This window comes from Citrobacter sp. Cb023 (assembly GCF_030336805.1).
Classification (GTDB): Bacteria; Pseudomonadota; Gammaproteobacteria; order Enterobacterales; family Enterobacteriaceae; genus Citrobacter; species Citrobacter braakii.
The window spans coordinates 718,449-740,160 of the sequence record NZ_JAOWCV010000038.1 but is presented as its reverse complement, the minus strand read 5'-3'; the positions used below and the strand labels follow the sequence as shown (position 1 = coordinate 740,160).

The window sequence follows — 21,712 nt, the reverse complement described above, 5'->3', positions numbered from 1 at the left end:
GAAGGACCAGGCAATGGCAATCCACAACCGTGCAGGTCAACCTGCGCAACAGAGTGATTTGATTAACGTCGCCCAACTGACGGCACAGTACTATGTACTGAAACCAACGGCAGGGAACGCTGAGCACGCCGTCAAGTTCGGTACGTCCGGACATCGCGGCAGTGCAGGTCGTCATAGTTTTAACGAGCCGCATATTCTGGCTATCGCTCAGGCGATTGCTGAAGAACGTGCGAAAAACGGGATCACTGGCCCGTGCTACGTGGGCAAGGATACCCACGCGCTGTCTGAACCGGCTTTTATCTCTGTACTGGAAGTGCTGGCAGCGAACGGCGTGGACGTCATCGTGCAGGAAAATAACGGCTTTACGCCAACCCCTGCCGTGTCGAATGCTATCCTGGTCCACAACAAAAAAGGCGGCCCGCTGGCTGACGGCATTGTGATCACGCCATCCCACAACCCGCCGGAAGATGGTGGCATTAAATACAACCCGCCAAACGGTGGTCCGGCAGATACTAACGTCACCAAAGTGGTGGAAGACAGGGCTAACGCTCTGCTGGCTGACGGTCTGCAAGGCGTGAAGCGTATGTCGCTGGATGCTGCGCTGGCATCTGGTCATGTAAAAGAGCAGGACCTGGTTCAGCCGTTTGTTGAAGGACTGGCCGACATCGTCGACATGGCGGCGATCCAGAAAGCGGGCCTGACGCTGGGCGTCGATCCGCTTGGCGGTTCCGGTATCGAATACTGGAAGCGTATTGCCAAGCACTACAACCTGAACCTGACTATCGTTAACGATCACGTTGATCAGACTTTCCGCTTTATGCATCTCGACAAAGATGGCGCAATCCGTATGGACTGCTCCTCCGAGTGCGCGATGGCGGGACTGTTGGCGCTGCGTGACAAGTTCGATCTGGCCTTTGCCAACGATCCGGACTATGACCGTCACGGTATCGTCACCCCGGCGGGTCTGATGAACCCGAACCACTACCTGGCGGTGGCGATCAACTACCTGTTCCAGCATCGTCCGCAGTGGGGCAAAGACGTTGCCGTTGGTAAGACGCTGGTCTCTTCGGCGATGATTGACCGCGTAGTGAATGATTTAGGGCGTAAACTGGTCGAAGTTCCGGTTGGCTTTAAGTGGTTCGTTGACGGTCTGTTTGACGGCAGCTTTGGCTTTGGTGGTGAAGAGAGCGCGGGCGCTTCTTTCCTGCGTTTTGACGGTACACCGTGGTCGACCGACAAAGACGGCATCATCATGTGCCTGCTGGCGGCAGAAATTACCGCAGTGACCGGTAAGAATCCGCAAGAGCACTACAACGAACTGGCTGCCCGCTTCGGCGCGCCAAGCTACAACCGACTGCAGGCAAGCGCGACCTCCGCGCAGAAAGCGGCGCTGTCTAAGCTGTCTCCGGAAATGGTGAGTGCCAGCACGCTGGCGGGCGACCCGATCACGGCACGTCTGACGGCGGCACCGGGTAACGGTGCTTCTATCGGCGGTCTGAAGGTGATGACTGATAACGGCTGGTTTGCTGCGCGTCCGTCAGGTACTGAAGACGCCTATAAAATCTACTGCGAGAGCTTCCTTGGTGAAGAACATCGCAAGCAGATCGAAAAAGAAGCCGTTGAGATTGTCAGCGAAGTGCTGAAAAACGCGTAAGTATTGTTTGTACTGACGCGTTTTGTAGGCCCGGTAAGCGTTAGCGCTACCGGGCTTTTTTATGCCAGGATTTAACTATGCTTATTTTTCAGTTCAAAACGCGGTGATACCAGGCCATACAGCGTCCAGCCGAGGAAGGTCACGATAGAACCATAAAGCATTGCTTCTTCGCCAGAGGAGTAGAGCGCATAGAAGCTGTACAATGCGCCAACAAACGCCACGAAGTTTGCCGGTTTTGCTTTCGACGACGGAACATTCGCCATTTTTTGAATAATTACCAGCGCGGCCATCGACAGAATATACGGAATGATGTTCGTTACCACCGCCAGGTTGACCAGCACGTTGAACTGACTGTTCAGTGACGGGCTGATAGTCATCAGCGATAAACCACTCTGGATGATCACGATAGCCAGCATCCCCTGTACCGGCGCGTCTACTTTGGTCACGCGAGAGAAGATTTTAGGGAAGTAACCCCCATCAGCCGACGATTTGAATACCTGAGCGATAGTGAACTGCCAGCCCAGCAGTGAACCGCAGCAGGACATCACCATCAGCGCCATGATCACCTTACCGACTTCCGGGGTGAACATTTGTGCGAAGGCTAAACCGAACGGTGCTGTAGAGTTAGCCAGATCCATATTCGGCACAATCCCGGCTATCACGTTGGTGGAGATGATGTAAATCACCGCCGCGCCCAGCGTACCGCCCAATACGGCGATGGGCACGTTGCGTTCCGGGTTGTCTACCACTTCAGCGTTGGCGCAGGCCGATTCCAGACCCAGAAAAGCCCACAAGGTCATCGCAATGGAAGAGCCGACAGCCGTGAAGAACGGGACGTGGTGTGGATTCCAGGAGTTAGCGTACAGCGTCGGACTGAACCAGAACCAGCCGATGATACACAGACCGACAACCGGAATAATGACGCCCCAAACGGTGATGCTGCTGATCTGCCCGGTAATGCGCGCCCCGCCAAAGTTAGCCACGGTACAGATCCACAGTACACCAATGGTTGCCAGGCCAATCTGCACCGGTGTCAGTGTGGCACCAAACAGCTCGGTACCGTAGCCAACGGCGGAGATGGCGATAGCCACGTTGGCGATTAACAGCGAAACGCCATAAGTGTAGTTCGCCATAAAGTTACCGGATTTGCCAAAGGCGTATTCAGCGTAACCACCCATACCACCGGATTTACGGCTGAACATACCGCATTTTGCGAAGGCCCAGGCCAGCGCCATTGAACCGACAGCAGTCACCAGCCACGAGATGATCGAGATAGTACCGACTTCCGCAAGCTTGGTGGGCAACATGATGATTCCGGATCCCATCATATTAACCATGGTCAGGATAGTGAGCTGGACGACGCCCATTTTGTTGGATTTGGCTTTGCTCATAACATTTCCCCTTTCAACAGAGCGTGTTGCGCGCTTTGTTGCTTAATCACGTAGCACCACACCTGTTTACGACCGTCGTGTTCTTCGATGTAGACACCCTGGAGTTCAGGCGCAAAACCCGGTAGCAAATTGATTCCTTCTTCCAGTGCGCTGAAGTAACGTAATACTGAACCGCCCCAGATTTCACCCGGAACCACACACAGCACGCCCGGAGGATAAGGCAGCGCGCCTTCTGCCGCGATGCGACCTTCAGCGTCCGGCAGACGCACCAGTTCAACTTCACCACGCAGATATGCATAGTTGGCATCCTGGGGATTCATGCTGACGCGCGGGAAATGTGCCTTACGGAACATCTCTTTCTGTAGCAGCTTCACGTTGTGACGCGCATACAAATCGTGCATCTCCTGGCACAGCTGGCGCAGGGTGTAACCGGCGTAACGGGCTTCATGCTGCTTGTAGATCGAGGGCAGAACCTCGGCTAGCGGGGCATCGGCTTCCAGCAGTTTTTCGAAACGTACCAGCAGGGCGACAAGCTGCTGCAACTTCGCCATATCTTCTGCGGGGGTCAGCAGGAACAGGATGGAGTTGAGGTCGCATTTTTCGGGCACCACACCATTTTCGCGCAGGAAGTTAGCCAGAATGGTAGCCGGAACGCCGAAGGTATCGTATTCGCCGTTACGTGCATTAATACCCGGAGTGGTGAGCAGCAATTTGCATGGATCCACAAAGTACTGGTGTTCGGCATACCCTTCAAAAGCATGCCAGTGTTCACCGGGGACAAAATGGAAGAAACGCAGGTCGCTGGCGATTTCAGCGGTGGGATAATCCTGCCACGGTTTACCTTCTACTATCTCCGGCACGAACGGGCGGATATGGTGGCAGTTTTCCAGGATCAACTTACGAGTATCAATTCCGTTGACGACGCAGTCCATCCACATGTTGCGCCCGCTGACGCCTTCATGCATTTTGGCGTTGATGTCCAGTGCGGCAAAGAGCGGATAGAACGGGCTGGTGGAGGCGTGCATCATGAACGCGTTATTCATTCGTTTATGAGGCACGTAGCGAGACTGGCCTTTAATATGGCTGTCTTTTTTGTGGATCTGCGAAGTCTGAGAGAAGCCTGCCTGTTGTTTGTGCACTGACTGGGTGACCAGAATGCCGGGGTCATTTTCGTTAAGATCCAGCAACAGCGGAGAGCAATCGGCCATCATCGGAATAAACTGCTCATAGCCAACCCACGCGGAGTCAAACAGGATGTAGTCGCACAGATGACCGATCTTATCCACCACCTGACGGGCGTTATAGATTGTGCCGTCGTAGGTACCTAACTGAATCACGGCCAGACGGAACGGACGCTCATCTTTCGAACGTTGTGGCGCAACTTCACTCACCTGTTCACGTAGATAGCCTTCTTCAAAGCAGTGCGCGTCGATCCCGCCGATAAAGCCGTACGGGTTACGCGCGGTTTCCAGATATACCGGCGTTGCCCCGGCCTGCAATAACGCGCCGTGGTGGTTTGACTTGTGGTTGTTGCGGTCGAATAACACCAGATCGCCTGGGGTGAGCAATGCGTTAAGCACCACTTTGTTCGATGAGGAGGTCCCGTTCAGTACAAAGTAGGTCTTATCCGCGTTGAAAACTTTAGCTGCGTGCTGCTGTGCGATGCAGGGAGCGCCTTCGTGAATCAGCAGATCACCCATTGCGACATCGGCATTACACAAATCGGAGCGGAAAAGTGTTTCGCCGAAATATTCGACAAACTGATTACCCGCAGGATGGCGACGGAAAAACTCGCCCCCCTGATGACCAGGACAATCAAAGGCGCTGTTACCCTGATTGACATAGTCGACAAGCGCACGGAAGAACGGCGGACGTAACTGCGTTTCATAATGGCTGGCGGCGGTTTCTAACTGCCGGCCATAAAAGGCGGTACGGGCTTCATTACATTCGAATACACCTGAGATCCGCGGCAGATGTTCAGATGGAACACGTTCTTCATTTTCGGTGGCGATAAAAACAGGAATCCCATAGCCGGTGGCGTCAATTTCATCGAGTTTTCCACGTTCAATATCATTGATGGATAACACGATAGCAGCAACATCAATAAAATTACTTTCATCGATATTTACACAAGAACGCTGCGTAGAAAAACAATCAGGACAGGAACGGCTTACGGCAATTTTTAATTCTGACATTTTCATCTCTTTATTTTTAGGTAATAGCAGGTCCTCAATTTCTCAAATGAGAAATTGATAACTCCGGAAAAAAAGCAAAGTCATACCGCTGATAAATAAATCAGTAAATTGCTTTTTTGAAGATGCAATAAACCCTAACCGGTCCGGTCACAGGTAATACAGGGTTATGCAGGGAGAGCACTGCGGATACAGGCGTTAGCCTGCGATACAGAGAGTCAGGAAGACCTGTATACTTGAGTGCCCTTAGTCGGAAGACTAACGGGCATTAAAGAAATGAAAGTCGAAACTGTTGCGGTGGGCAAACATCATAATATGCGTTGTTCGCCTTATATGTGGCATTGTACGGCTATTATTTTCCATTTTAGTTACCTTTACTGGATAAGTGGAAGGTGCGGGTATTTTATCCAGGAAATGGCTATGAACTGTGAAGAAGATCAATAAAAAAAGATCGTTTATAAAATATTTAGTCGCCATTTATGCATAGTGCGGGACAAGATGCTGTTTTGTTGTTTATATGTTATTTATTTGTATTTTATTATTTTTTTACAATATTCTACTGGCTGCATAATAAGTATTATGCAGTGGAGTGAGTAATGAAAAATATATTTATTAATTAATCAGAAAAAATGAATAAGAATTCACGGCATAAACCGATAGCCAATTCCGGTTTCGGTCAGAAAATGACGCGGACGGGCCGGGTCCTGTTCCAGCTTCTGGCGCAGGTGTCCCATATAAATACGTAGATAGTGACTATGTTCGACGGCGTTTGGTCCCCAAACCTGATTTAACAACTGGCGTTGCGTCAGTACCTTCCCGGCATTATTTAGCAGAACCGCTAACAGACGAAACTCAATCGGCGTCAAATGAATTTCCTCGTCACCACGGTGAACGAGGCGCGCGGCAATATCCACTTTGACGTTGGAAAAATGTACCACCGGTTCGGGAGACGCGCCGCTGGCGTGGCGACGCAATGCTACGCGCAATCTCGCCTGTAGCTCGCCAATACCAAAAGGTTTACTGAGATAGTCATCGGCACCGGCATCCAGCGCAGCAATTTTATCGCTTTCCTCACTGCGGGCTGAAAGCACAATCACCGGAATCGCGCTCCATTGTCGCAGGTCGCGAATAAAATCAATGCCGTCGCCGTCCGGCAGGCCGAGATCGAGAATGATGAGATCGGGTTTTCGCGTGGCGGCTTCCAACAGACCACGTTGCAGCGTTTCCGCTTCATATACACGCAGGCCATCGGCTTCCAGAGCAGTGCGCAGAAAGCGGCGAATGGCATGTTCATCTTCAACAATCAGTACGTTCGTCACATATCCTCATGAAAATCTTCAAGTTCAGGGGGGATTTCCTGGGGCAGTGTAACACGAAAACAGGCTCCTCCTTGCGCGCGATTGTGGACCGAAATAGTACCGCCGTGCACGTCCACAATAGCCTGACAAATTGCCAGCCCCAGCCCAACGCCGGGCACCGATGACTCTTTGTTTCCCCGGGAAAATTTGTCAAAAACGCGCTGTTCCATACCCGACGGAATACCCGGCCCATTATCCCAGACGTCCAGTTGCAGATGTGCGCCATCGACGCTGGCATTAATACCGATTTGCGCCTGTGGCCCCGCGTATTTGACGGCGTTTTCCAGCAGGTTAATCAGCACCCGTTCAAAGAGCGGACCATCGACGTGAATCAATGTTAACGGTTCAGGTAACGACAGATTTATTGGAGCAGAGAGACCGGGCTCCAGCATCTGCAGGGCGCTGCCGACCACCTCTTCCAGCGTTAACCACTCCTTCTTAAGATTAAAGCCGCCAGACTGAATTCGCGCCATATCCAGCAGGTTATTAACCAGTCGGGTAGTATTCAGAACGTGCTGGCGAATCTCACTGGCCTGGCGCGCGTGCGGCGATCCCTCGCTGGCCAGATCCAGCGTTAAGATTTCCGCCTGACCGAACAACACCGTCAACGGCGTGCGTAAATCGTGGGACAGAGCAGCGAGCAGGGCGTTGCGAATGCTTTCGCGCTCGCTGGCAAACCGCGCCTGCTCTTCGCTGGCGGTCAGCGTCAGGCGCTCCAGCGCACTGGCTACCAGTAGAGTGAAGGTTTCCAGCAGGCGTTGCTGTTCGGGGATCATAAGCTGGCGTAAATTTCCCGGTTCGACCACCAGCAGCCCATGCGTTTTATCGGCGCTTTTTAACGGTAAAATCTGATACGGCACGCCCGGTAACGTGTCGGTGCCTGCACCGGCCGGTTGCCCTTTGTCAAAGCTCCATTGGGCAATGGCGTCATCCCACGGTGTCATGCCCTGTTGATGGGTGAGCGGGGCCAGCTTACCGTTCTCACCGGGCAGTAAAACCTGGCTGCGGGCCTGAAACGTTGAAGCGATAAACTGTTCACTGGTGGCGGCGATATCCGTCTGACTCCGACCGACGGCCAGCGCTTTCGACATCTCATACAAATGACGCGTACGCTGTTCACGATAACGCGCAACCCGCGCCTGATAACGCACCCCGGCGGTCAGATTACCAATAACCAGCCCTACCGTTAGCATTACGGCAAAGGTGAGCAGGTACTGAACGTCTGAAACGGCCAGCGTCCCGCGTGGGGCAATAAAGAAGAGATCGAAGCTGGCGACGTTAATAAAGGTTGCCAGCACTGATGGCCAGCGTCCGTAAAAGAGTGCGATAACCACCACACCCAATAAATAGATCATCACCAGGTTGGCGGCGTCAAAGGCCATTAGCCACTGCATGGCGATTAGCGTAATGATGGCGCACAGCGCAACGGCAACCACACAACCCTGAATTTGTACCCGCCATTTATCCTTAAAGGTGCGGCTATCAGCCGTTTGCAGCACAGGGCGTGAAGGGGGCTCATCGAGCGCAACAATCATCAGGTCGAGATCCGGTGCGCGATGAGCGAGTTTGTCGGCAAAGGAATCGCTACGCCACCAGCGACGCGAAGTCGGACGCCCGAGCACAATTTTTCCCAGATTATGCTCACGGGCATAGTGGATGACCGCTTTGTCTTCGGCGGGGTCGGAAAGGGTAGCTGTTTCTGCGCCTAACTCCTGAGCCAGCCGCAGAGCGCTTAAAATTGCGCGGCGTTGTTTTTCGGGCAGTCGGTGCAGCGCTGGCGTTTCGACATACACCGCATGCCAGACGCTGCCGAGACGCGCTGCCAGACGTGCGGCGGCGCGTACCAGTTTTTCGCTGCCGGTATTGTGCCCAATGCACAGTAAAATAGCGTCGCGGGTATGCCAGACTTTCTCTTCTCCCGGACGTCCTCGCCAGGCACGCATCTGATCGTCTACCCGATCAGCCGTGCGGCGCAGGGCCAGTTCACGTAGCGCGATCAGATTACCTTTGCGAAAGAAATGCTCAATTGCTCTTTCTGCCTGACCGGCGATATAAACCTTGCCTTCGTTCAGGCGCTGGCGCAAATCGTCGGGGGGGAGATCGACCAGCACCACATCGTCGGCGGCATCGAAAAAAGGGTCGGGTACGGTTTCACGAACCTGAATGCCGGTAACGCCGCTGACCACGTCATTGAGACTTTCCAGGTGCTGCACGTTAACGGTAGTAAAGACATCAATCCCGGCTTCTAGCAGCTCTTCAATGTCCTGCCAGCGCTTAGGATGCCGTGAGCCTGGCGCATTACTGTGCGCCAGTTCATCCATCAAAATGAGCGCCGGACGGCGAGCCAGCGCCGCGTCGAGATCGAACTCATTGATATGGCGGCCGTGACGCGCTTGTCGCTTTAGCGGCAGGATGCTGAGGCCGTCCAACAGCGCGGCGGTCTCTTTGCGTCCATGGGTTTCCACCACGCCAATCAGCACATCTAACCCTTGCGCCCGCAGTCGCTGGGCCTCTGCCAGCATGGCCCAGGTTTTGCCGACGCCAGCACAGGCACCGAAGAAAATTTTCAGTTTTCCCCGGTGCGGGGCCGTGGTCTGCTCCAGCAGGCGATCGGGGTCGGGGCGTAAGGGTTCGTTATGCATGTCCTTTTTCTCAGTGCTTATCCAGCGCTAAATTAAGTTCCACCAGGTTCACCACCGGCTGACCAATAAAACTGACCAACGGCTTGTGCGTATATTGTGCAACCAACCGCGTAACCTCTTCAACGCTGAGGTTGCGAGCCTGCGCCACGCGGGGAATTTGCCAGGCCACCGCGGCTGGCGTCAGGTTGTTATCCAGCCCGCTGGAAGAAGCCGTTACCAGCTCTACCGGGACGGCAGGATTGGCCTGCGGGTTGGCGGCACGCAGCGCGGCAATCCGGCTTTGCAGCTGTTTATCCAGTTCCGGGTTGCTGGCTGCCAGATTACTGCCGCCTGAAGCCATTGGATTATAGGGCATTTCAGCTGTGGCAGACGGACGCCCCTGAAAATAACCGGCAGCGGTAAAATGTTGCCCGATGAGCTCTGAGCCGCGAACAACCTGACCTTCGCTAAGAAGCGAACCGTTAGCCTGGTGGGGAAACCACCACTGCCCCAGCGCGGTCGTCAGCAACGGGTAAGCCCCGCCGGTGATAAGCATCAGGAAAATCAATGTTGATAATGCAGGACGTAATCCACTCATCTGAAACCTCACACCAGACCCAGCAGGGTCAGCAGTAAATCAATCGCTTTGATACCGATAAACGGCACAACCAAACCGCCCAGACCATAGATCCACAAATTGCGGCGCAACATCGCGGATGCGGACAAAGGTTTGTAGCTCACGCCTTTTAGCGCCAGCGGGATCAGAAAGACGATAACCAGCGCGTTAAAGATAACCGCGCTGAGGATCGCCGAGTCTGGCGAATGCAGTCCCATCACGTTCAGCGCATTGAGCTGCGGATAGGTGGCGGCGAATGCGGCCGGGATAATAGCGAAATACTTCGCGACGTCGTTGGCAATACTGAAAGTGGTCAGCGAACCGCGCGTCATCAGCATTTGTTTACCAATGTGCACTACTTCAATCAGCTTGGTGGGGTTGGAGTCGAGATCCACCATGTTACCTGCTTCTTTCGCTGCCTGGGTTCCAGAGTTCATGGCGACCGCAACATCGGCCTGCGCCAGGGCAGGAGCGTCATTGGTTCCGTCGCCGGTCATTGCCACCAGACGACCTTCCGCTTGATACTGACGAATCAGCGCCAGCTTGGCTTCCGGCGTGGCTTCAGCTAAGAAGTCATCCACTCCGGCCTCAGCGGCGATCGCGGCAGCGGTCAGGCGGTTATCTCCGGTGATCATCACCGTTTTAATCCCCATTTTGCGCAGTTGGGCAAAACGTTCTTTGATCCCGCCTTTCACAATATCTTTCAGCGCAATCACGCCCAGTACGCGGGAGCCTTCGGCAACCACCAGCGGCGTTGCGCCAAGGCGAGCGACGCTTTCGACCTTCTGCTCCACATCGGCGGGAAAGTGGCCGCCGTTGGCTTCAACGTGCCGACGAATGGCATCGACCGACCCTTTGCGGATCATTCGGTTGTCGATGTTGATGCCGCTCATCCGGCTTTGGGCGGTAAACGGCACAAAGGTAGCGTGCAGCGATTGCACGTCGCGAATACGCAGATTAAAGCGCTGTTTTGCCAGGATCACGATGCTGCGGCCTTCCGGCGTTTCATCGGCCAGCGATGAAAGCTGTGCGGCGTCGGCCAGCGTTTTTTCGTCCACGCCGTGGGCGGGCAGAAAATCCGAAGCCTGACGGTTACCCAGCGTAATGGTGCCTGTTTTATCCAGCAGCAGTACGTCTACGTCACCTGCCGCCTCTACTGCACGTCCGCTGGTAGCGATGACATTCGCGCCCAGCATGCGGCTCATCCCGGCGACGCCAATCGCTGAGAGCAGTCCGCCTATCGTTGTAGGGATCAAACACACAAGCAAGGCAACCAGCACTGTGATGCTGACCGCACTACCACCCCAGGCGGAAAACGGCCATAGCGTGGCGGTCGCCAGCAAAAAGATAATGGTCAGGGCAATCAGCAGGATCGTCAGGGCGATTTCATTGGGCGTTTTACGCCGCTGCGCGCCTTCAACCATGGCGATCATCCGGTCGAGGAACGTTTCACCGGGGTTTACGCTGCATTCGATAACCAGCCAGTCGGAGAGGATGCGGGTCCCGCCGGTGACGGAGGCGAAATCGCCACCGGATTCACGAATCACAGGCGCGGATTCACCGGTAATGGCACTTTCATCTACTGATGCGCCACCTTCAATGACCTCGCCGTCACACGGGATAATATCGCCAGCTTCCACCAGCACGATATCCCCTTTCCGTAAATCATCGGCAGGAACGTGATCCATTGCCGCGCCGTATTTGGGTTCGCGAAGTTTACGGGCAAAGGCGGTTTTTTTGACTCCCTTTAGGCTGTTAGCCTGAGCTTTACTGCGACCTTCTGCCAGCGCCTCAGCGAAGTTGGCGAACAGAACGGTAATCCACAGCCACAGACTTATCGCGCCGGTAAACCACGGGCTGCCCTGCATATGACCTGTTGCCATCGCCACCGTTAACAGGGTTGTTAACAAACTGCCCAGCCAGACGATAAACATCACCGGGTTACGCCACTGGGTATGTGGGCTTAATTTTTTCACGGCGTCCATCAGCGCCTGTGCGACCAGAGAGGGTTCGAACAGCGCCAGTTGCTTGCGACTCATAGTAATGTGCTCCGCATCACTCAGTGTAATGACAGGTATTCTGCGACCGGGCCAAGCGCCAGGGCAGGAACAAAGGTGAGAGCGCCAACCAGTAACACCGTACCGATTAACAACCCGACAAACAGCGCGCCGTGGGTAGGTAGCGTGCCTGGGCTTGCTGGCTGGATCTTTTTACTGACCAGCGACCCGGCAATAGCCATCACGGGGATGATCACGCCGAAGCGACCGAAGAACATGCACAGGGCCAGCAGGCAGTTCCAGAACGGGCTATTGGCGCTTAATCCGGCAAAGGCGCTACCGTTGTTGTTCGAGGCAGACGACACGGCATACAGGACTTCACTAAAGCCGTGAGGACCTGGATTAAGCATGGCGCTGCGCCCGGCATCGCTCATCATGGCGATCGCTGTACCGAGCAGGACCAGCGTAGGGGTGACCAGAATCGCCAGCGCGGTCATTTTCATTTCGCGCACGTCGATTTTCTTACCCAGATACTCCGGCGTACGGCCAATCATTAACCCGGCGATAAATACCGCCAGCAGCACGAACAGCAGCATGCCGTACAGACCTGAACCCACACCGCCGAAGACCACTTCACCAATCTGCATCAGCCACATAGGTACCATGCCGCCCAGTGCGGTAAAGGAGTCATGCATCGCATCGACAGCCCCGCAGGATGCTGCTGTGGTGACGACGGAAAAGAGACTCGTGGCCAGCACGCCAAAGCGGCTCTCCTTGCCTTCCATGTTGATATTGCTGTCGGCACCGAATGCCATCAGGTGCGGGTTGCCCTGAACTTCGGCCCACATCACGACGGCAACGCAGACTGCAAAAATCAGTGACATGGCCCACAGTAAGGTCCGCCCCTGACGACGATCGCCCACTACATCACCAAAGGCAAAACACAGCGCGGTGGGAATTAAGAAAATAGCCAGCATCTGTACCAGATTGGTCAGTGCGGTTGGGTTTTCAAACGGATGCGATGAGTTAGCGTTAAAGAATCCCCCTCCGTTAGTGCCGAGCATCTTAATCGCTTCCTGTGAGGCGACTGGCCCCATTGGCAGCAGCTGTTTCACCCCTTCAAGGGTGGTGATGGGCTGATAAGGCAATATGTTTTGCAACGTACCTTGCTGAATGAAGAACAGGGCAATGAGCAACGCAATAGGGACGAGGATCCACAGCGTAATGCGAACCAGATCGACCCAGGCGTTGCCCAGCGTGTTCATACTCTGGCGTGTGAAAGCGCGGGTCAGGGCAAAAATCACCGCAATTCCGGTCGCCGCAGACAGGAAATTCTGCACGGTCAACCCGGCCATCTGGCTGAAATAGCTTAAGGTGGTTTCGCCAGCATAGGATTGCCAGTTGGTATTAGTGACAAAACTCACCGCCGTGTTGAGCGCCAGATCCCACGAAAGCCCTGGCAGTTGCTGGGGATTTAGCGGCAGCAGGTTTTGCGCCATCAGCATCGAAAACAGGACCAGCAGGCCCAGCACATTGAGAGCGAGGATAGCCAGCAGATACTGCCGCCAGTTCATCTCCTGCTGCGAGATGCCCAGGCTGCGCCAGAGTAGATGCTCCGCGCCAACCAGACCCGGCAGGGGCGTATTGTTGATCAGTCGAGCCAGCCCAAATCCCAACGGTCTGGCGATGACAAATAGCACCAGCAAGAAACTGGCAATGAGTAAAAATACTTGGGCCGCCATCAGAACGCCTCCGCATTGATCAGGGCATAGACCAGGTAACCTAATAATAAAAAGACCAGCACAATGCCGGTTATCACGCCTGCACTCACAGTGCACCTCCAGTGGCATAAATGTGATAACCAGAGCGTAGGTTTTTGTTTGCAAAGATTTCGCAAAAATCAGCGGGTGGGGTGTAAAAAAAGTATAAAAATGGCAAAAACCATTATTTAACTAATGGTTAGTATTAATTTAACCTTTATGTAACTTAATTACGGTTTTATGCTAAACGGAGCATCAATAGATAAAAATAAGTGGTCGGATGAGTAGCAAAATTACACACAAGGCGGTATTATTTTCATCAGTTAACCAAGTTTATTTTCCGGTGCTATTCACCGAACAGATATATGGGAGAGGATTATGGACTTTTATAAAGAATATCCAGCACACATTGTTTTCTTGCGCCGTACCTTTGCCGTAGTGGCGGGCGTGCTGGCGCTACCGGTCATGCTGTTCTGGAAAGACCGCGCTCGTTTTTACAGCTACCTGCACCGCGTCTGGTCTAAAACCAGTGATAAACCGGTGTGGATGGAGCAGGCTGAAAAAGCCACCTGCGATTTCTACTAAGTTATCGTTCTTGCTCAAGAAAACCGCTCACAGTAATGTGGCGGTTTTTTTTATGCGCCGACGTCTACACTTGTCGGTGTAATAGATAACGAGTGGCAATGATTAATTTATATCCGGGAGTATTATGACCACCCATCTGGTCTGGTTTCGACGTGATTTACGTCTGCATGACAACCTCGCGCTGGCGGCGGCTTGTCGGGATCGTACTGCGCAGGTCATCGCGCTATATATCTCTACTCCTGAGCAGTGGAAGGCGCACGAAATGGCCCCACGTCAGGCGGCATTTGTGAGTGCGCAGTTGAATGCGTTGCAGGCGGCGCTGGCGGAAAAAGGCATCCCGCTTCTGTTTGATGAAGTCGCAGATTTTGCGGCCAGCGTGGAAACCGTTAAAAACGTCTGCGCACAGCATAGCGTCAGCCGATTGTTTTATAACTATCAATACGAAATAAACGAACGTCAGCGTGATGTCGCCGTTGAGAAGGCATTACCCCATGTGGTGTGTGAAGGGTTTGACGACAGCGTGATCTTGCCTCCGGGGGCGGTCATGACCGGCAATCACGAAATGTATAAAGTCTTTACACCGTTTAAAAATGCCTGGCTGAAGCGGATTAAAGAGGGTGTTCCAGAATGCGTTAGCGCGCCGAAGGTGAGAGAAAGCGGCGCTCTTGACGCTCCGTTAACATCAATAACGCTGAGCTATCCGCAGCAAGATTTTGATGCGCAGCGGTTTGTGGCAGAAGAAAAACTGGCTATCGCGCAATTACGCCAGTTTTGCCAGCAGGCCGCGAGAGAATATGAGCAACAGCGTGATTTCCCTGCGGTTGACGGTACCAGTCGATTATCCGCGAGCCTGGCGACAGGGGGATTGTCGCCGCGCCAGTGCCTGAATCGACTGCTCGCGGAGCAGCCGCAGGCGCTTGAAGGAGGGGAAGGCAGCGTCTGGCTGAACGAACTTATCTGGCGTGAATTTTATCGTCATCTGATGACTTACCATCCGGCGTTGTGTCGGCATCAACCGTTTATCCGTTGGACCGATCGCGTGCAATGGCAGAATAATCCTGCACATTTGAAAGCCTGGCAAACAGGGAACACGGGATACCCGATTGTTGATGCGGCGATGCGTCAGCTCAACGCCACGGGCTGGATGCATAATCGATTACGCATGATTACGGCCAGCTTTTTAGTGAAAGATCTGCTGATCGACTGGCGTAAAGGCGAGCAATATTTTATGTCGCAACTGATCGATGGCGATCTGGCGGCCAATAACGGCGGCTGGCAGTGGGCGGCCTCAACCGGGACCGACGCCGCACCGTATTTCCGTATCTTTAACCCCACGACTCAGGGCGAAAAATTTGACCGCGACGGCGAGTTTATCCGCCAGTGGCTGCCGGAACTGCGCGATGTGCCGGGTAAAGCCATTCATGACCCGTGGACATGGGCTGAAAAAGCGCAGGTTACGCTTAACTATCCTCGTCCGATTGTCGATCATAAACAGGCAAGACTGGCGACGCTGGCGGCCTATGAGGCGGCGCGTAAAGAGTAGGCATGGTGGATTTCAGCGTAATGCTTTCCAGCAGAATGAACATGTTGCAGTCGGGAGCTTTTAGCGCTGAAGCGTGCTCTCAGTACAGTGAATACCCTGCTGCATAAGTTTTCCCTCAGCAGTAAATTTCCGTCATCTTCATTCAGATGACGGAAATTAATGACAACGCCAACGCCAACGACATCAACACCGCACGATGCGGTGTTTAAAACGTTTTTACATCATCCCGAAACTGCGCGGGATTTTCTCGACATTCACCTGCCAACTGAACTGCGGACGCTTTGCGATTTGAATTCGCTGAAGCTGGAGTCAGAAAGCTTTATTGAAGCGGATTTACGTTCGCGCTACTCCGACGTGCTCTGGTCTTTGCACACTCGCGACGGCGACGGTTATGTCTATGTGGTTTTAGAGCATCAAAGTTCAGCCGAGCCGCATATGGCTTTTCGTCTGTTGCGTTATGCGATGGCGGCGATGCAGCGCCATCTGGACGCAGGGCATAAGGAACTGCCGCTGGTGATACCGATGCTGTTTTATCATGGCTGCCGAAGCCCTTATCCGTACTCGTTGTGCTGGCTGGATGCCTTTGCCGACTCCGTGGTGGCAAGACAACTTTATTCCAGCGCATTTCCGTTGGTGGACATAACGGTGGTACCCGATGATGAGATCATGGCTCACAGGCGAATGGCGCTGCTGGAATTAATGCAAAAACATATCCGTCGGCGGGATTTGATGGGGCTGGTAGAGCAACTGACCACGCTGCTACTTACTGGATGCGCTAATGACACGCAATTACAAGCGATGTTTAATTACATTCTACAATCTGGCGATGAATCTCGCTTTAATGAGTTTATGCAAGAGATGACACAACGGATCCCCCAACACAAGGAGAGGCTGATGACTATTGCAGAGCGGTTACGGTTAGATGGATTACAGGAAGGTCTACAACAAGGACTACAACAAGGACTACAACAAGGAAAACAAGAAGCGGCATTGCGTATAGCGCAAACCATGTTGGAGCAGGGAATAGAACGCGAAATGGTAAAACTGGTGACCGGTGTTTCAGAAGCAGATTTGGCTGTAAACCATGCATAATCTCCAGAAAAACAGGCCCGAATCTTATTACATCATCGGGCCTGTAAACTCAGGACTCTACCGCTAGCGGACGATTTCTGAACTTCAACGACTGGTACAGCCAAATCAGCAGCACCAGCACCACACAGGCCAGCGCGCCCCAGGTTATTTCGCTAAAGACATCAATATATGCATTGATGGAATAGTTGATAGCGCCCGCTGAATCAAACGAGCCTTGTGAGGTCTGATCGGCGATAACGCCGGCCAGGTAGTTGGCGATGGCCCCGGAAAGCAGCATGTAAATACCCGTTAATACGCCGGTCACTCCTGGGATCTCAATACGTGTAATCTGAGACATAGCCACCGGATCGATAAACAGCTCGGCAAAGCCCATGACCGCCAGCCCCAATACCATCAGCGGCATGGAAGAGTGACCGTAAGCCGCGGACCAGCGGGCGCTCAAGGTCAGAATACAAAATCCGGCGCTCATTAAACCGAGGCCAAGGGCAAATTTACCCCAGATACGTACGGTACGATTACCGCTAACGCTTTCTTTGACCACCCAGGCCAGCACGATACCGCACAGCATAACGGCAAAGGCGTTAACCGACTGGAACATCGCGGTAGGGACGGAATATCCCAGAATATCGCGATTAACGAAGCGGTCGATATACAGGCTAATCGAACTGCCGCCCTGTTGAGCAAAGGCCCAGAACAACAGACTGAAGAAGGTCAGCGTAACGATAAGCCCCAGTTCTTTACGCTGTTTCTGGGTCTGCGCCTGGCGGTAAATCTTCGCCAGAACCGCCAGACCAATAACAGTAGCAACGATCAGTGCGTAAACGGACCACTCTTTCCAGAACAGAACGGTAATCAGCAGCGGTGCTGCAACCAGCAGAACTAATAACCAGGCCCAGTTTGGCAGCATATATTTTTTCGCACACAAGACGGCCTTGTTGACGCCGGTGGTATGGGCGAAATGGCGATTACCGCATACGAAAATCACCAGCCCCGCCAGCATGCCAATCGCCGCCAGCGCAAAGCCCATCGCCCAGCTGTACTCTTCCTGCACGTAGCCGCAGGCAATAGGCGCGATGATTGAACCAATATTACCGGCAGCGTAGAGCAGAGAGAACCCACCGTCACGGCGAGGGTCTTCAGGCTGATACAACTCGCCTAACAGGCAACTGATGTTGGATTTAAACAGACCGTAGCCACAGACAATAATCGCCAGCGATAAATAAAGGAACGCTGGGGCCATTTCGCTGGCGCCCAATACCAGATGCCCCACCGCCATTAAAAATGCGCCGATCATCACCGCCATTCGATTGCCGAGCACTTTATCGGCCAGGTATCCCCCAAGAATGGGCGTGACGTAGACCAGCGAGCAGTAGGCGCTGAACAGTTCATATGCGTGATTATCGTCGTACTTAAGCTGGTTAGTGAGATACAGGATCAGCAATGCACGCATGCCGTAAAAACTGAAGTATTCCCAAATTTGTAGCGCAACGACGTAATAAATCGCCCGTGGTTGAGATGCTTGTTTATTCATTCTTTTCTCGAAGTAAATGCCTCGCGACAGGCTGAATGTGCTGCGCAAGTGTGTTTCCTTAAAGTTTTAACTTTGATACAGATCTGATTATTTTTGCAATATGCTGTCTGATTGCATAAATATACATGAATTAGATCGCGTGGGGGTAAGCAAATTGCGTTCAAATCGGGTGTGATTGTTTCTTGATGTGTCAGTGAAATGTCTATCGACGAACGCAAGCGGGGACGCTATTTTAACCTAAGCTGTGTTGCTGATTGGGCAGGCAGAATTTATGACTACGAGGACGATGATGAAAAACACCGAACTGGAACAACTGATCAACGACAAACTGAACAGCGCCGCCATTAGCGACTATGCGCCGAATGGTTTGCAGGTTGAGGGCAAAGAGACGGTGCATAAGATCGTGACCGGCGTGACCGCAAGTCAGGCGTTACTGGACGAGGCGGTACGTCTGCAGGCGGATGCGGTCATCGTTCATCACGGTTATTTCTGGAAAGGCGAATCTCCGGTTATTCGCGGTATGAAGCGCCATCGTCTGAAAACGCTGTTGGAAAATGATATCAACCTGTATGGCTGGCACCTGCCGCTGGATGCTCACCCGGAACTGGGTAATAACGCGCAGCTGGCAGCGCTGTTGGGGATCACCGTCATGGGTGAAATCGAGCCGCTGGTGCCATGGGGAGAACTCTCCATGCCGGTTCCGGGGCTGGAGCTGGCATCGTGGATTGAAGCGCGTTTAGGCCGTAAACCGTTATGGTGTGGTGATACCGGGCCGGAAAAAGTTCAGCGCGTCGCCTGGTGTACAGGGGGCGGTCAGAGTTTTATTGATAGCGCAGCCCGGTTTGGTGTCGATGCCTTTATCACCGGTGAAGTTTCAGAGCAAACCATTCACTCAGCCCGCGAGCAAGGGTTGCATTTTTATGCTGCTGGTCACCATGCGACCGAACGCGGCGGCATTCGCGCATTAAGCGAATGGCTGAATGAAAATACCGATCTGGACGTAACCTTTATCGATATTCCTAATCCAGCGTAATAAAGAGGGACGAAAGTGCAGCGAGCGCGTTGTTATCTGTTAGGTGAAAGTGCGGTGGTTCTTGAGCTGGAACCTCCCATTACGCTGGCGACTCAGAAACGCATCTGGCGTCTGGCCCAGCGTCTGGTTGATGCCCCGAATGTGCTGGAAGCTATTCCGGGAATGAACAATATCACGGTTACCCTGCGCGACCCGAAAACGCTGGCGCTGGATGCGATTGAACGCCTGCAGCGCTGGTGGGAAGAGAGTGAGGCGCTGGAGCCGGACTCGCGCTTTATTGAAATTCCCGTGACCTATGGCGGTGAGTTCGGCCCCGATCTGGCAGAGGTCGCCCGGCACAGTGGATTAAGCGACAAGCAGGTCGTCGAACTTCATGCGTCGGTTGATTATGTGGTGTGGTTTATCGGTTTTCAGCCGGGATTTCCCTATCTCGGGAGCTTACCTGAACCGCTCCATACTCCGAGGCGTGCGGAACCGCGTCTGCTTGTTCCGGCAGGTTCTGTAGGTATTGGCGGATCCCAAACGGGGGTCTATCCGCTTTCCACGCCAGGTGGATGGCAATTGATTGGCCGTACCTCCGTTGCGTTATTTGATCCAAAACGGCAGGAGCCGATTCTGTTACGGGCTGGCGATACCGTGCGTTTTGTCCCGCAGAAGGAGGGGATATGTTAAACATCATTCGCGCTGGCATGTACACCTCAGTACAGGACGGGGGACGCCATAGTTTTCGTCAATCCGGAATCAGTCACTGTGGCGCGCTGGATAAACCGGCGCTGAACGTTGCTAACCTGCTGGTGGGTAATGATGCGAATGCCGCTGCGCTGGAAATCACACTGGGGCAGTTGGTGGTGGAATTTGAAACCGATGGCTGGTTTGCCCTGACCGGTGCGGGATGTGAAGCGCACCTGGATCGTACTCCCGTATGGAGCGGATGGCGGCTGCCGGTGAAAGCCGGGCAACGTCTGACGCTAAAACGTCCACATCACGGCATGCGCAGCTATCTGGCGGTAGCGGGCGGTTTTGATGTACCCGAAGTAATGGGCTCGCGCAGTACCGATCTCAAAGTCGGAATTGGCGGGCTGGAAGGGCGTCTGCTGCGTGATGGCGATCGGCTGGCAATTGGCGCATCGACCCGGCAATTCAGCGGGCCGCAGGGCGTAAAACAGCTGATGTGGGGCAACCACATTCGTGCGCTCCCCGGGCCTGAATACCAGGAGTTTGACGAAGTATCGCAGGCTTCTTTCTGGCGCTCCCCGTGGCAACTGAGTCCGCAAAGCAACCGTATGGGGTATCGCCTGCAGGGGCAGTCGCTGACGCGCACGACCGATCGCGAGTTATTGTCGCATGGTTTGCTCCCTGGCGTAGTGCAAGTTCCGCATAATGGTCAGCCCATCGTGCTGATGAACGATGCTCAGACGACGGGCGGCTATCCGCGTATCGCCTGTATCATCGAAGCGGATATGTATCATCTGGCGCAGATCCCGCTCGGCCAGCCGATTCATTTTGTGCAGTGTTCGCTGGAGGAAGCGCTTAAGGCGCGCCAGGATCGGCAGCGTTATCTGGAACAGTTAACATGGCGACTTAACAATGAAAATTGATCTCAACGCAGACCTCGGTGAGGGATGCCCTAACGATGCAGCTCTGCTGCAACTGGTGTCATCAGCCAACATCGCCTGTGGGTTTCACGCCGGTGATGCGCAGACGATGCTTTTAAGCGTGCGCGAAGCGCTAAAAAATGGCGTAGCGATAGGCGCGCATCCGAGTTTTCCGGATCGGGAAAATTTTGGCCGTAGCGCCATGACCCTGCCTGTGGAAACGGTGTATGCGCAGACGCTGTATCAAATTGGTGCGCTGGCTGCCATCACGCGTGCGCAGGGCGGCGTAATGCGTCATGTTAAACCGCACGGTATGCTTTATAACCAGGCGGCGAAAGATCCTCAGTTGGCGGATGCTATTGCTAAAGCGGTGTATGCCTGCGATCCGTCGCTGGCTCTGGTAGGGCTGGCGGGAAGCGAACTGATTCGTGCCGGAGAACGCTATGGTCTGGTAACACGTCAGGAGGTTTTTGCCGATCGGGGTTATCAGGCGGATGGCAGTCTGGTGCCGCGCAGCCAGCCGGGCGCATTGATTGAGGATGAAGAGCAGGCGCTGGCGCAAACGCTAGAAATGGTGCAATCCGGCAGAGTAAAAAGCCAGAGTGGAACGTGGGCGAGCGTGACAGCCCAGACGGTATGCATTCACGGGGATGGTGAGCACGCACTCGCTTTTGCCCGTCGCTTGCGAGCCGCATTCAATGCATGCAATATTCAAATTAGCGCATAAATTTATTCATACAAAAC

General features: G+C 53.7%; 18 protein-coding genes. 8 read left to right on the top strand and 10 right to left on the bottom strand.

Annotated features, from left to right (window positions below; genetic code table 11):
* Positions 1 to 13: 13 nt before the first annotated feature.
* Entirely contained in the window at positions 14 to 1,654 is a 1,641-nt protein-coding gene (gene pgm / locus OGW44_RS17350) for a phosphoglucomutase (alpha-D-glucose-1,6-bisphosphate-dependent) (RefSeq protein ID WP_016152262.1), read from the top strand.
* A gap of 71 nt (positions 1,655 to 1,725) precedes the next feature.
* On the opposite strand, the gene potE is transcribed toward pgm, so the two are convergent.
* The 9 genes from potE to kdpF all read right to left on the bottom strand — a co-directional run bounded on the left by potE (position 1,726) and on the right by kdpF (position 13,660).
* Positions 1,726 to 3,045, bottom strand: a complete 1,320-nt coding sequence (gene potE, locus OGW44_RS17345) for a putrescine-ornithine antiporter (protein ID WP_016155987.1) — start codon at positions 3,043 to 3,045, stop codon at positions 1,726 to 1,728.
* Positions 3,042 to 5,240 (bottom strand): ornithine decarboxylase SpeF, encoded by a 2,199-nt coding sequence (gene speF / locus OGW44_RS17340; RefSeq protein ID WP_185654281.1) that lies wholly within the window; start codon positions 5,238 to 5,240, stop codon positions 3,042 to 3,044. The genes potE and speF overlap by 4 nt, the downstream gene beginning before the upstream one ends.
* 255 nt (positions 5,241 to 5,495) lie before the next feature.
* Positions 5,496 to 5,600, bottom strand: coding sequence for a leader peptide SpeFL (speFL, locus tag OGW44_RS17335; RefSeq protein WP_114149115.1), 105 nt, complete (start codon positions 5,598 to 5,600; stop codon positions 5,496 to 5,498).
* A gap of 278 nt (positions 5,601 to 5,878) precedes the next feature.
* Positions 5,879 to 6,556: a two-component system response regulator KdpE gene (kdpE, locus tag OGW44_RS17330; RefSeq protein WP_049269245.1), complete on the bottom strand. Its 678-nt coding sequence runs from the start codon at positions 6,554 to 6,556 to the stop codon at positions 5,879 to 5,881.
* Entirely contained in the window at positions 6,553 to 9,237 is a 2,685-nt protein-coding gene (gene kdpD / locus OGW44_RS17325) for a two-component system sensor histidine kinase KdpD (RefSeq protein WP_185654282.1), read from the bottom strand. Before kdpD ends, kdpE begins: the two co-directional genes overlap by 4 nt.
* A 10-nt stretch (positions 9,238 to 9,247) precedes the next feature.
* Positions 9,248 to 9,814: a potassium-transporting ATPase subunit KdpC gene (gene kdpC, locus OGW44_RS17320; protein ID WP_047497716.1), complete on the bottom strand. Its 567-nt coding sequence runs from the start codon at positions 9,812 to 9,814 to the stop codon at positions 9,248 to 9,250.
* An 8-nt stretch (positions 9,815 to 9,822) separates the two neighbouring features.
* Positions 9,823 to 11,871, bottom strand: coding sequence for a potassium-transporting ATPase subunit KdpB (kdpB, locus tag OGW44_RS17315; RefSeq protein WP_101699821.1), 2,049 nt, complete (start codon positions 11,869 to 11,871; stop codon positions 9,823 to 9,825).
* A 20-nt stretch (positions 11,872 to 11,891) separates the two neighbouring features.
* Entirely contained in the window at positions 11,892 to 13,571 is a 1,680-nt protein-coding gene (kdpA, locus tag OGW44_RS17310; protein WP_185654283.1) for a potassium-transporting ATPase subunit KdpA, read from the bottom strand.
* Positions 13,571 to 13,660, bottom strand: coding sequence for a K(+)-transporting ATPase subunit F (gene kdpF, locus OGW44_RS17305; protein ID WP_001670793.1), 90 nt, complete (start codon positions 13,658 to 13,660; stop codon positions 13,571 to 13,573). The genes kdpA and kdpF overlap by 1 nt, the downstream gene beginning before the upstream one ends.
* Positions 13,661 to 13,967: 307 nt before the next feature.
* On the opposite strand from kdpF, the gene OGW44_RS17300 reads away from it, so the two are divergent.
* From OGW44_RS17300 to OGW44_RS17290, 3 genes are all read left to right on the top strand, one after another.
* Positions 13,968 to 14,174, top strand: a complete 207-nt coding sequence (locus OGW44_RS17300) for a YbfA family protein (RefSeq protein ID WP_003022870.1) — start codon at positions 13,968 to 13,970, stop codon at positions 14,172 to 14,174.
* A 124-nt stretch (positions 14,175 to 14,298) separates the two neighbouring features.
* A complete protein-coding gene (gene phrB / locus OGW44_RS17295; RefSeq protein WP_185654284.1) occupies positions 14,299 to 15,717 on the top strand; it encodes a deoxyribodipyrimidine photo-lyase in 1,419 nt (472 codons plus the stop codon).
* 159 nt (positions 15,718 to 15,876) lie between these two features.
* Positions 15,877 to 16,809, top strand: a complete 933-nt coding sequence (locus tag OGW44_RS17290) for an Rpn family recombination-promoting nuclease/putative transposase (RefSeq protein ID WP_185654285.1) — start codon at positions 15,877 to 15,879, stop codon at positions 16,807 to 16,809.
* A gap of 49 nt (positions 16,810 to 16,858) precedes the next feature.
* On the opposite strand, the gene dtpD is transcribed toward OGW44_RS17290, so the two are convergent.
* Positions 16,859 to 18,340: a dipeptide permease DtpD gene (gene dtpD / locus OGW44_RS17285; protein ID WP_016152272.1), complete on the bottom strand. Its 1,482-nt coding sequence runs from the start codon at positions 18,338 to 18,340 to the stop codon at positions 16,859 to 16,861.
* A 289-nt stretch (positions 18,341 to 18,629) separates the two neighbouring features.
* Here dtpD and ybgI point away from each other — a divergent pair, with 289 nt between their 5' ends.
* The 4 genes from ybgI to pxpA are packed head-to-tail and all read left to right on the top strand — an operon-like array spanning position 18,630 to position 21,695.
* Positions 18,630 to 19,373: a radiation resistance protein YbgI gene (gene ybgI / locus OGW44_RS17280; RefSeq protein ID WP_016152273.1), complete on the top strand. Its 744-nt coding sequence runs from the start codon at positions 18,630 to 18,632 to the stop codon at positions 19,371 to 19,373.
* Between the two features lie 15 nt (positions 19,374 to 19,388).
* Positions 19,389 to 20,045, top strand: coding sequence for a 5-oxoprolinase subunit PxpB (gene pxpB, locus OGW44_RS17275; RefSeq protein ID WP_046274709.1), 657 nt, complete (start codon positions 19,389 to 19,391; stop codon positions 20,043 to 20,045).
* On the top strand, positions 20,039 to 20,971 hold the full coding sequence (gene pxpC, locus OGW44_RS17270; protein ID WP_131348055.1) for a 5-oxoprolinase subunit PxpC: 933 nt from the start codon (positions 20,039 to 20,041) through the stop codon (positions 20,969 to 20,971). Before pxpB ends, pxpC begins: the two co-directional genes overlap by 7 nt.
* Positions 20,961 to 21,695, top strand: coding sequence for a 5-oxoprolinase subunit PxpA (gene pxpA, locus OGW44_RS17265; protein WP_185654286.1), 735 nt, complete (start codon positions 20,961 to 20,963; stop codon positions 21,693 to 21,695). The genes pxpC and pxpA overlap by 11 nt, the downstream gene beginning before the upstream one ends.
* Positions 21,696 to 21,712: the final 17 nt, after the last annotated feature.

What these genes read in the sequence shown, in the direction of transcription:
- pxpA (WP_185654286.1), top strand. Translation starts at nt 20,961, where the DNA reads ATGAAAATTGATCTCAACGCAGACCTCGGTGAGGGATGCCCTAACGAT.
- phrB (WP_185654284.1), top strand. Translation starts at nt 14,299, where the DNA reads ATGACCACCCATCTGGTCTGGTTTCGACGTGATTTACGTCTGCATGAC.
- pgm (WP_016152262.1), top strand. Translation starts at nt 14, where the DNA reads ATGGCAATCCACAACCGTGCAGGTCAACCTGCGCAACAGAGTGATTTG.
- speF (WP_185654281.1), bottom strand. Translation starts at nt 5,240, where the DNA reads ATGTCAGAATTAAAAATTGCCGTAAGCCGTTCCTGTCCTGATTGTTTT.
- ybgI (WP_016152273.1), top strand. Translation starts at nt 18,630, where the DNA reads ATGAAAAACACCGAACTGGAACAACTGATCAACGACAAACTGAACAGC.
- pxpC (WP_131348055.1), top strand. Translation starts at nt 20,039, where the DNA reads ATGTTAAACATCATTCGCGCTGGCATGTACACCTCAGTACAGGACGGG.
- kdpD (WP_185654282.1), bottom strand. Translation starts at nt 9,237, where the DNA reads ATGCATAACGAACCCTTACGCCCCGACCCCGATCGCCTGCTGGAGCAG.
- kdpC (WP_047497716.1), bottom strand. Translation starts at nt 9,814, where the DNA reads ATGAGTGGATTACGTCCTGCATTATCAACATTGATTTTCCTGATGCTT.
- potE (WP_016155987.1), bottom strand. Translation starts at nt 3,045, where the DNA reads ATGAGCAAAGCCAAATCCAACAAAATGGGCGTCGTCCAGCTCACTATC.
- dtpD (WP_016152272.1), bottom strand. Translation starts at nt 18,340, where the DNA reads ATGAATAAACAAGCATCTCAACCACGGGCGATTTATTACGTCGTTGCG.
- speFL (WP_114149115.1), bottom strand. Translation starts at nt 5,600, where the DNA reads ATGGAAAATAATAGCCGTACAATGCCACATATAAGGCGAACAACGCAT.
- OGW44_RS17290 (WP_185654285.1), top strand. Translation starts at nt 15,877, where the DNA reads ATGACAACGCCAACGCCAACGACATCAACACCGCACGATGCGGTGTTT.
- kdpA (WP_185654283.1), bottom strand. Translation starts at nt 13,571, where the DNA reads ATGGCGGCCCAAGTATTTTTACTCATTGCCAGTTTCTTGCTGGTGCTA.
- OGW44_RS17300 (WP_003022870.1), top strand. Translation starts at nt 13,968, where the DNA reads ATGGACTTTTATAAAGAATATCCAGCACACATTGTTTTCTTGCGCCGT.
- kdpB (WP_101699821.1), bottom strand. Translation starts at nt 11,871, where the DNA reads ATGAGTCGCAAGCAACTGGCGCTGTTCGAACCCTCTCTGGTCGCACAG.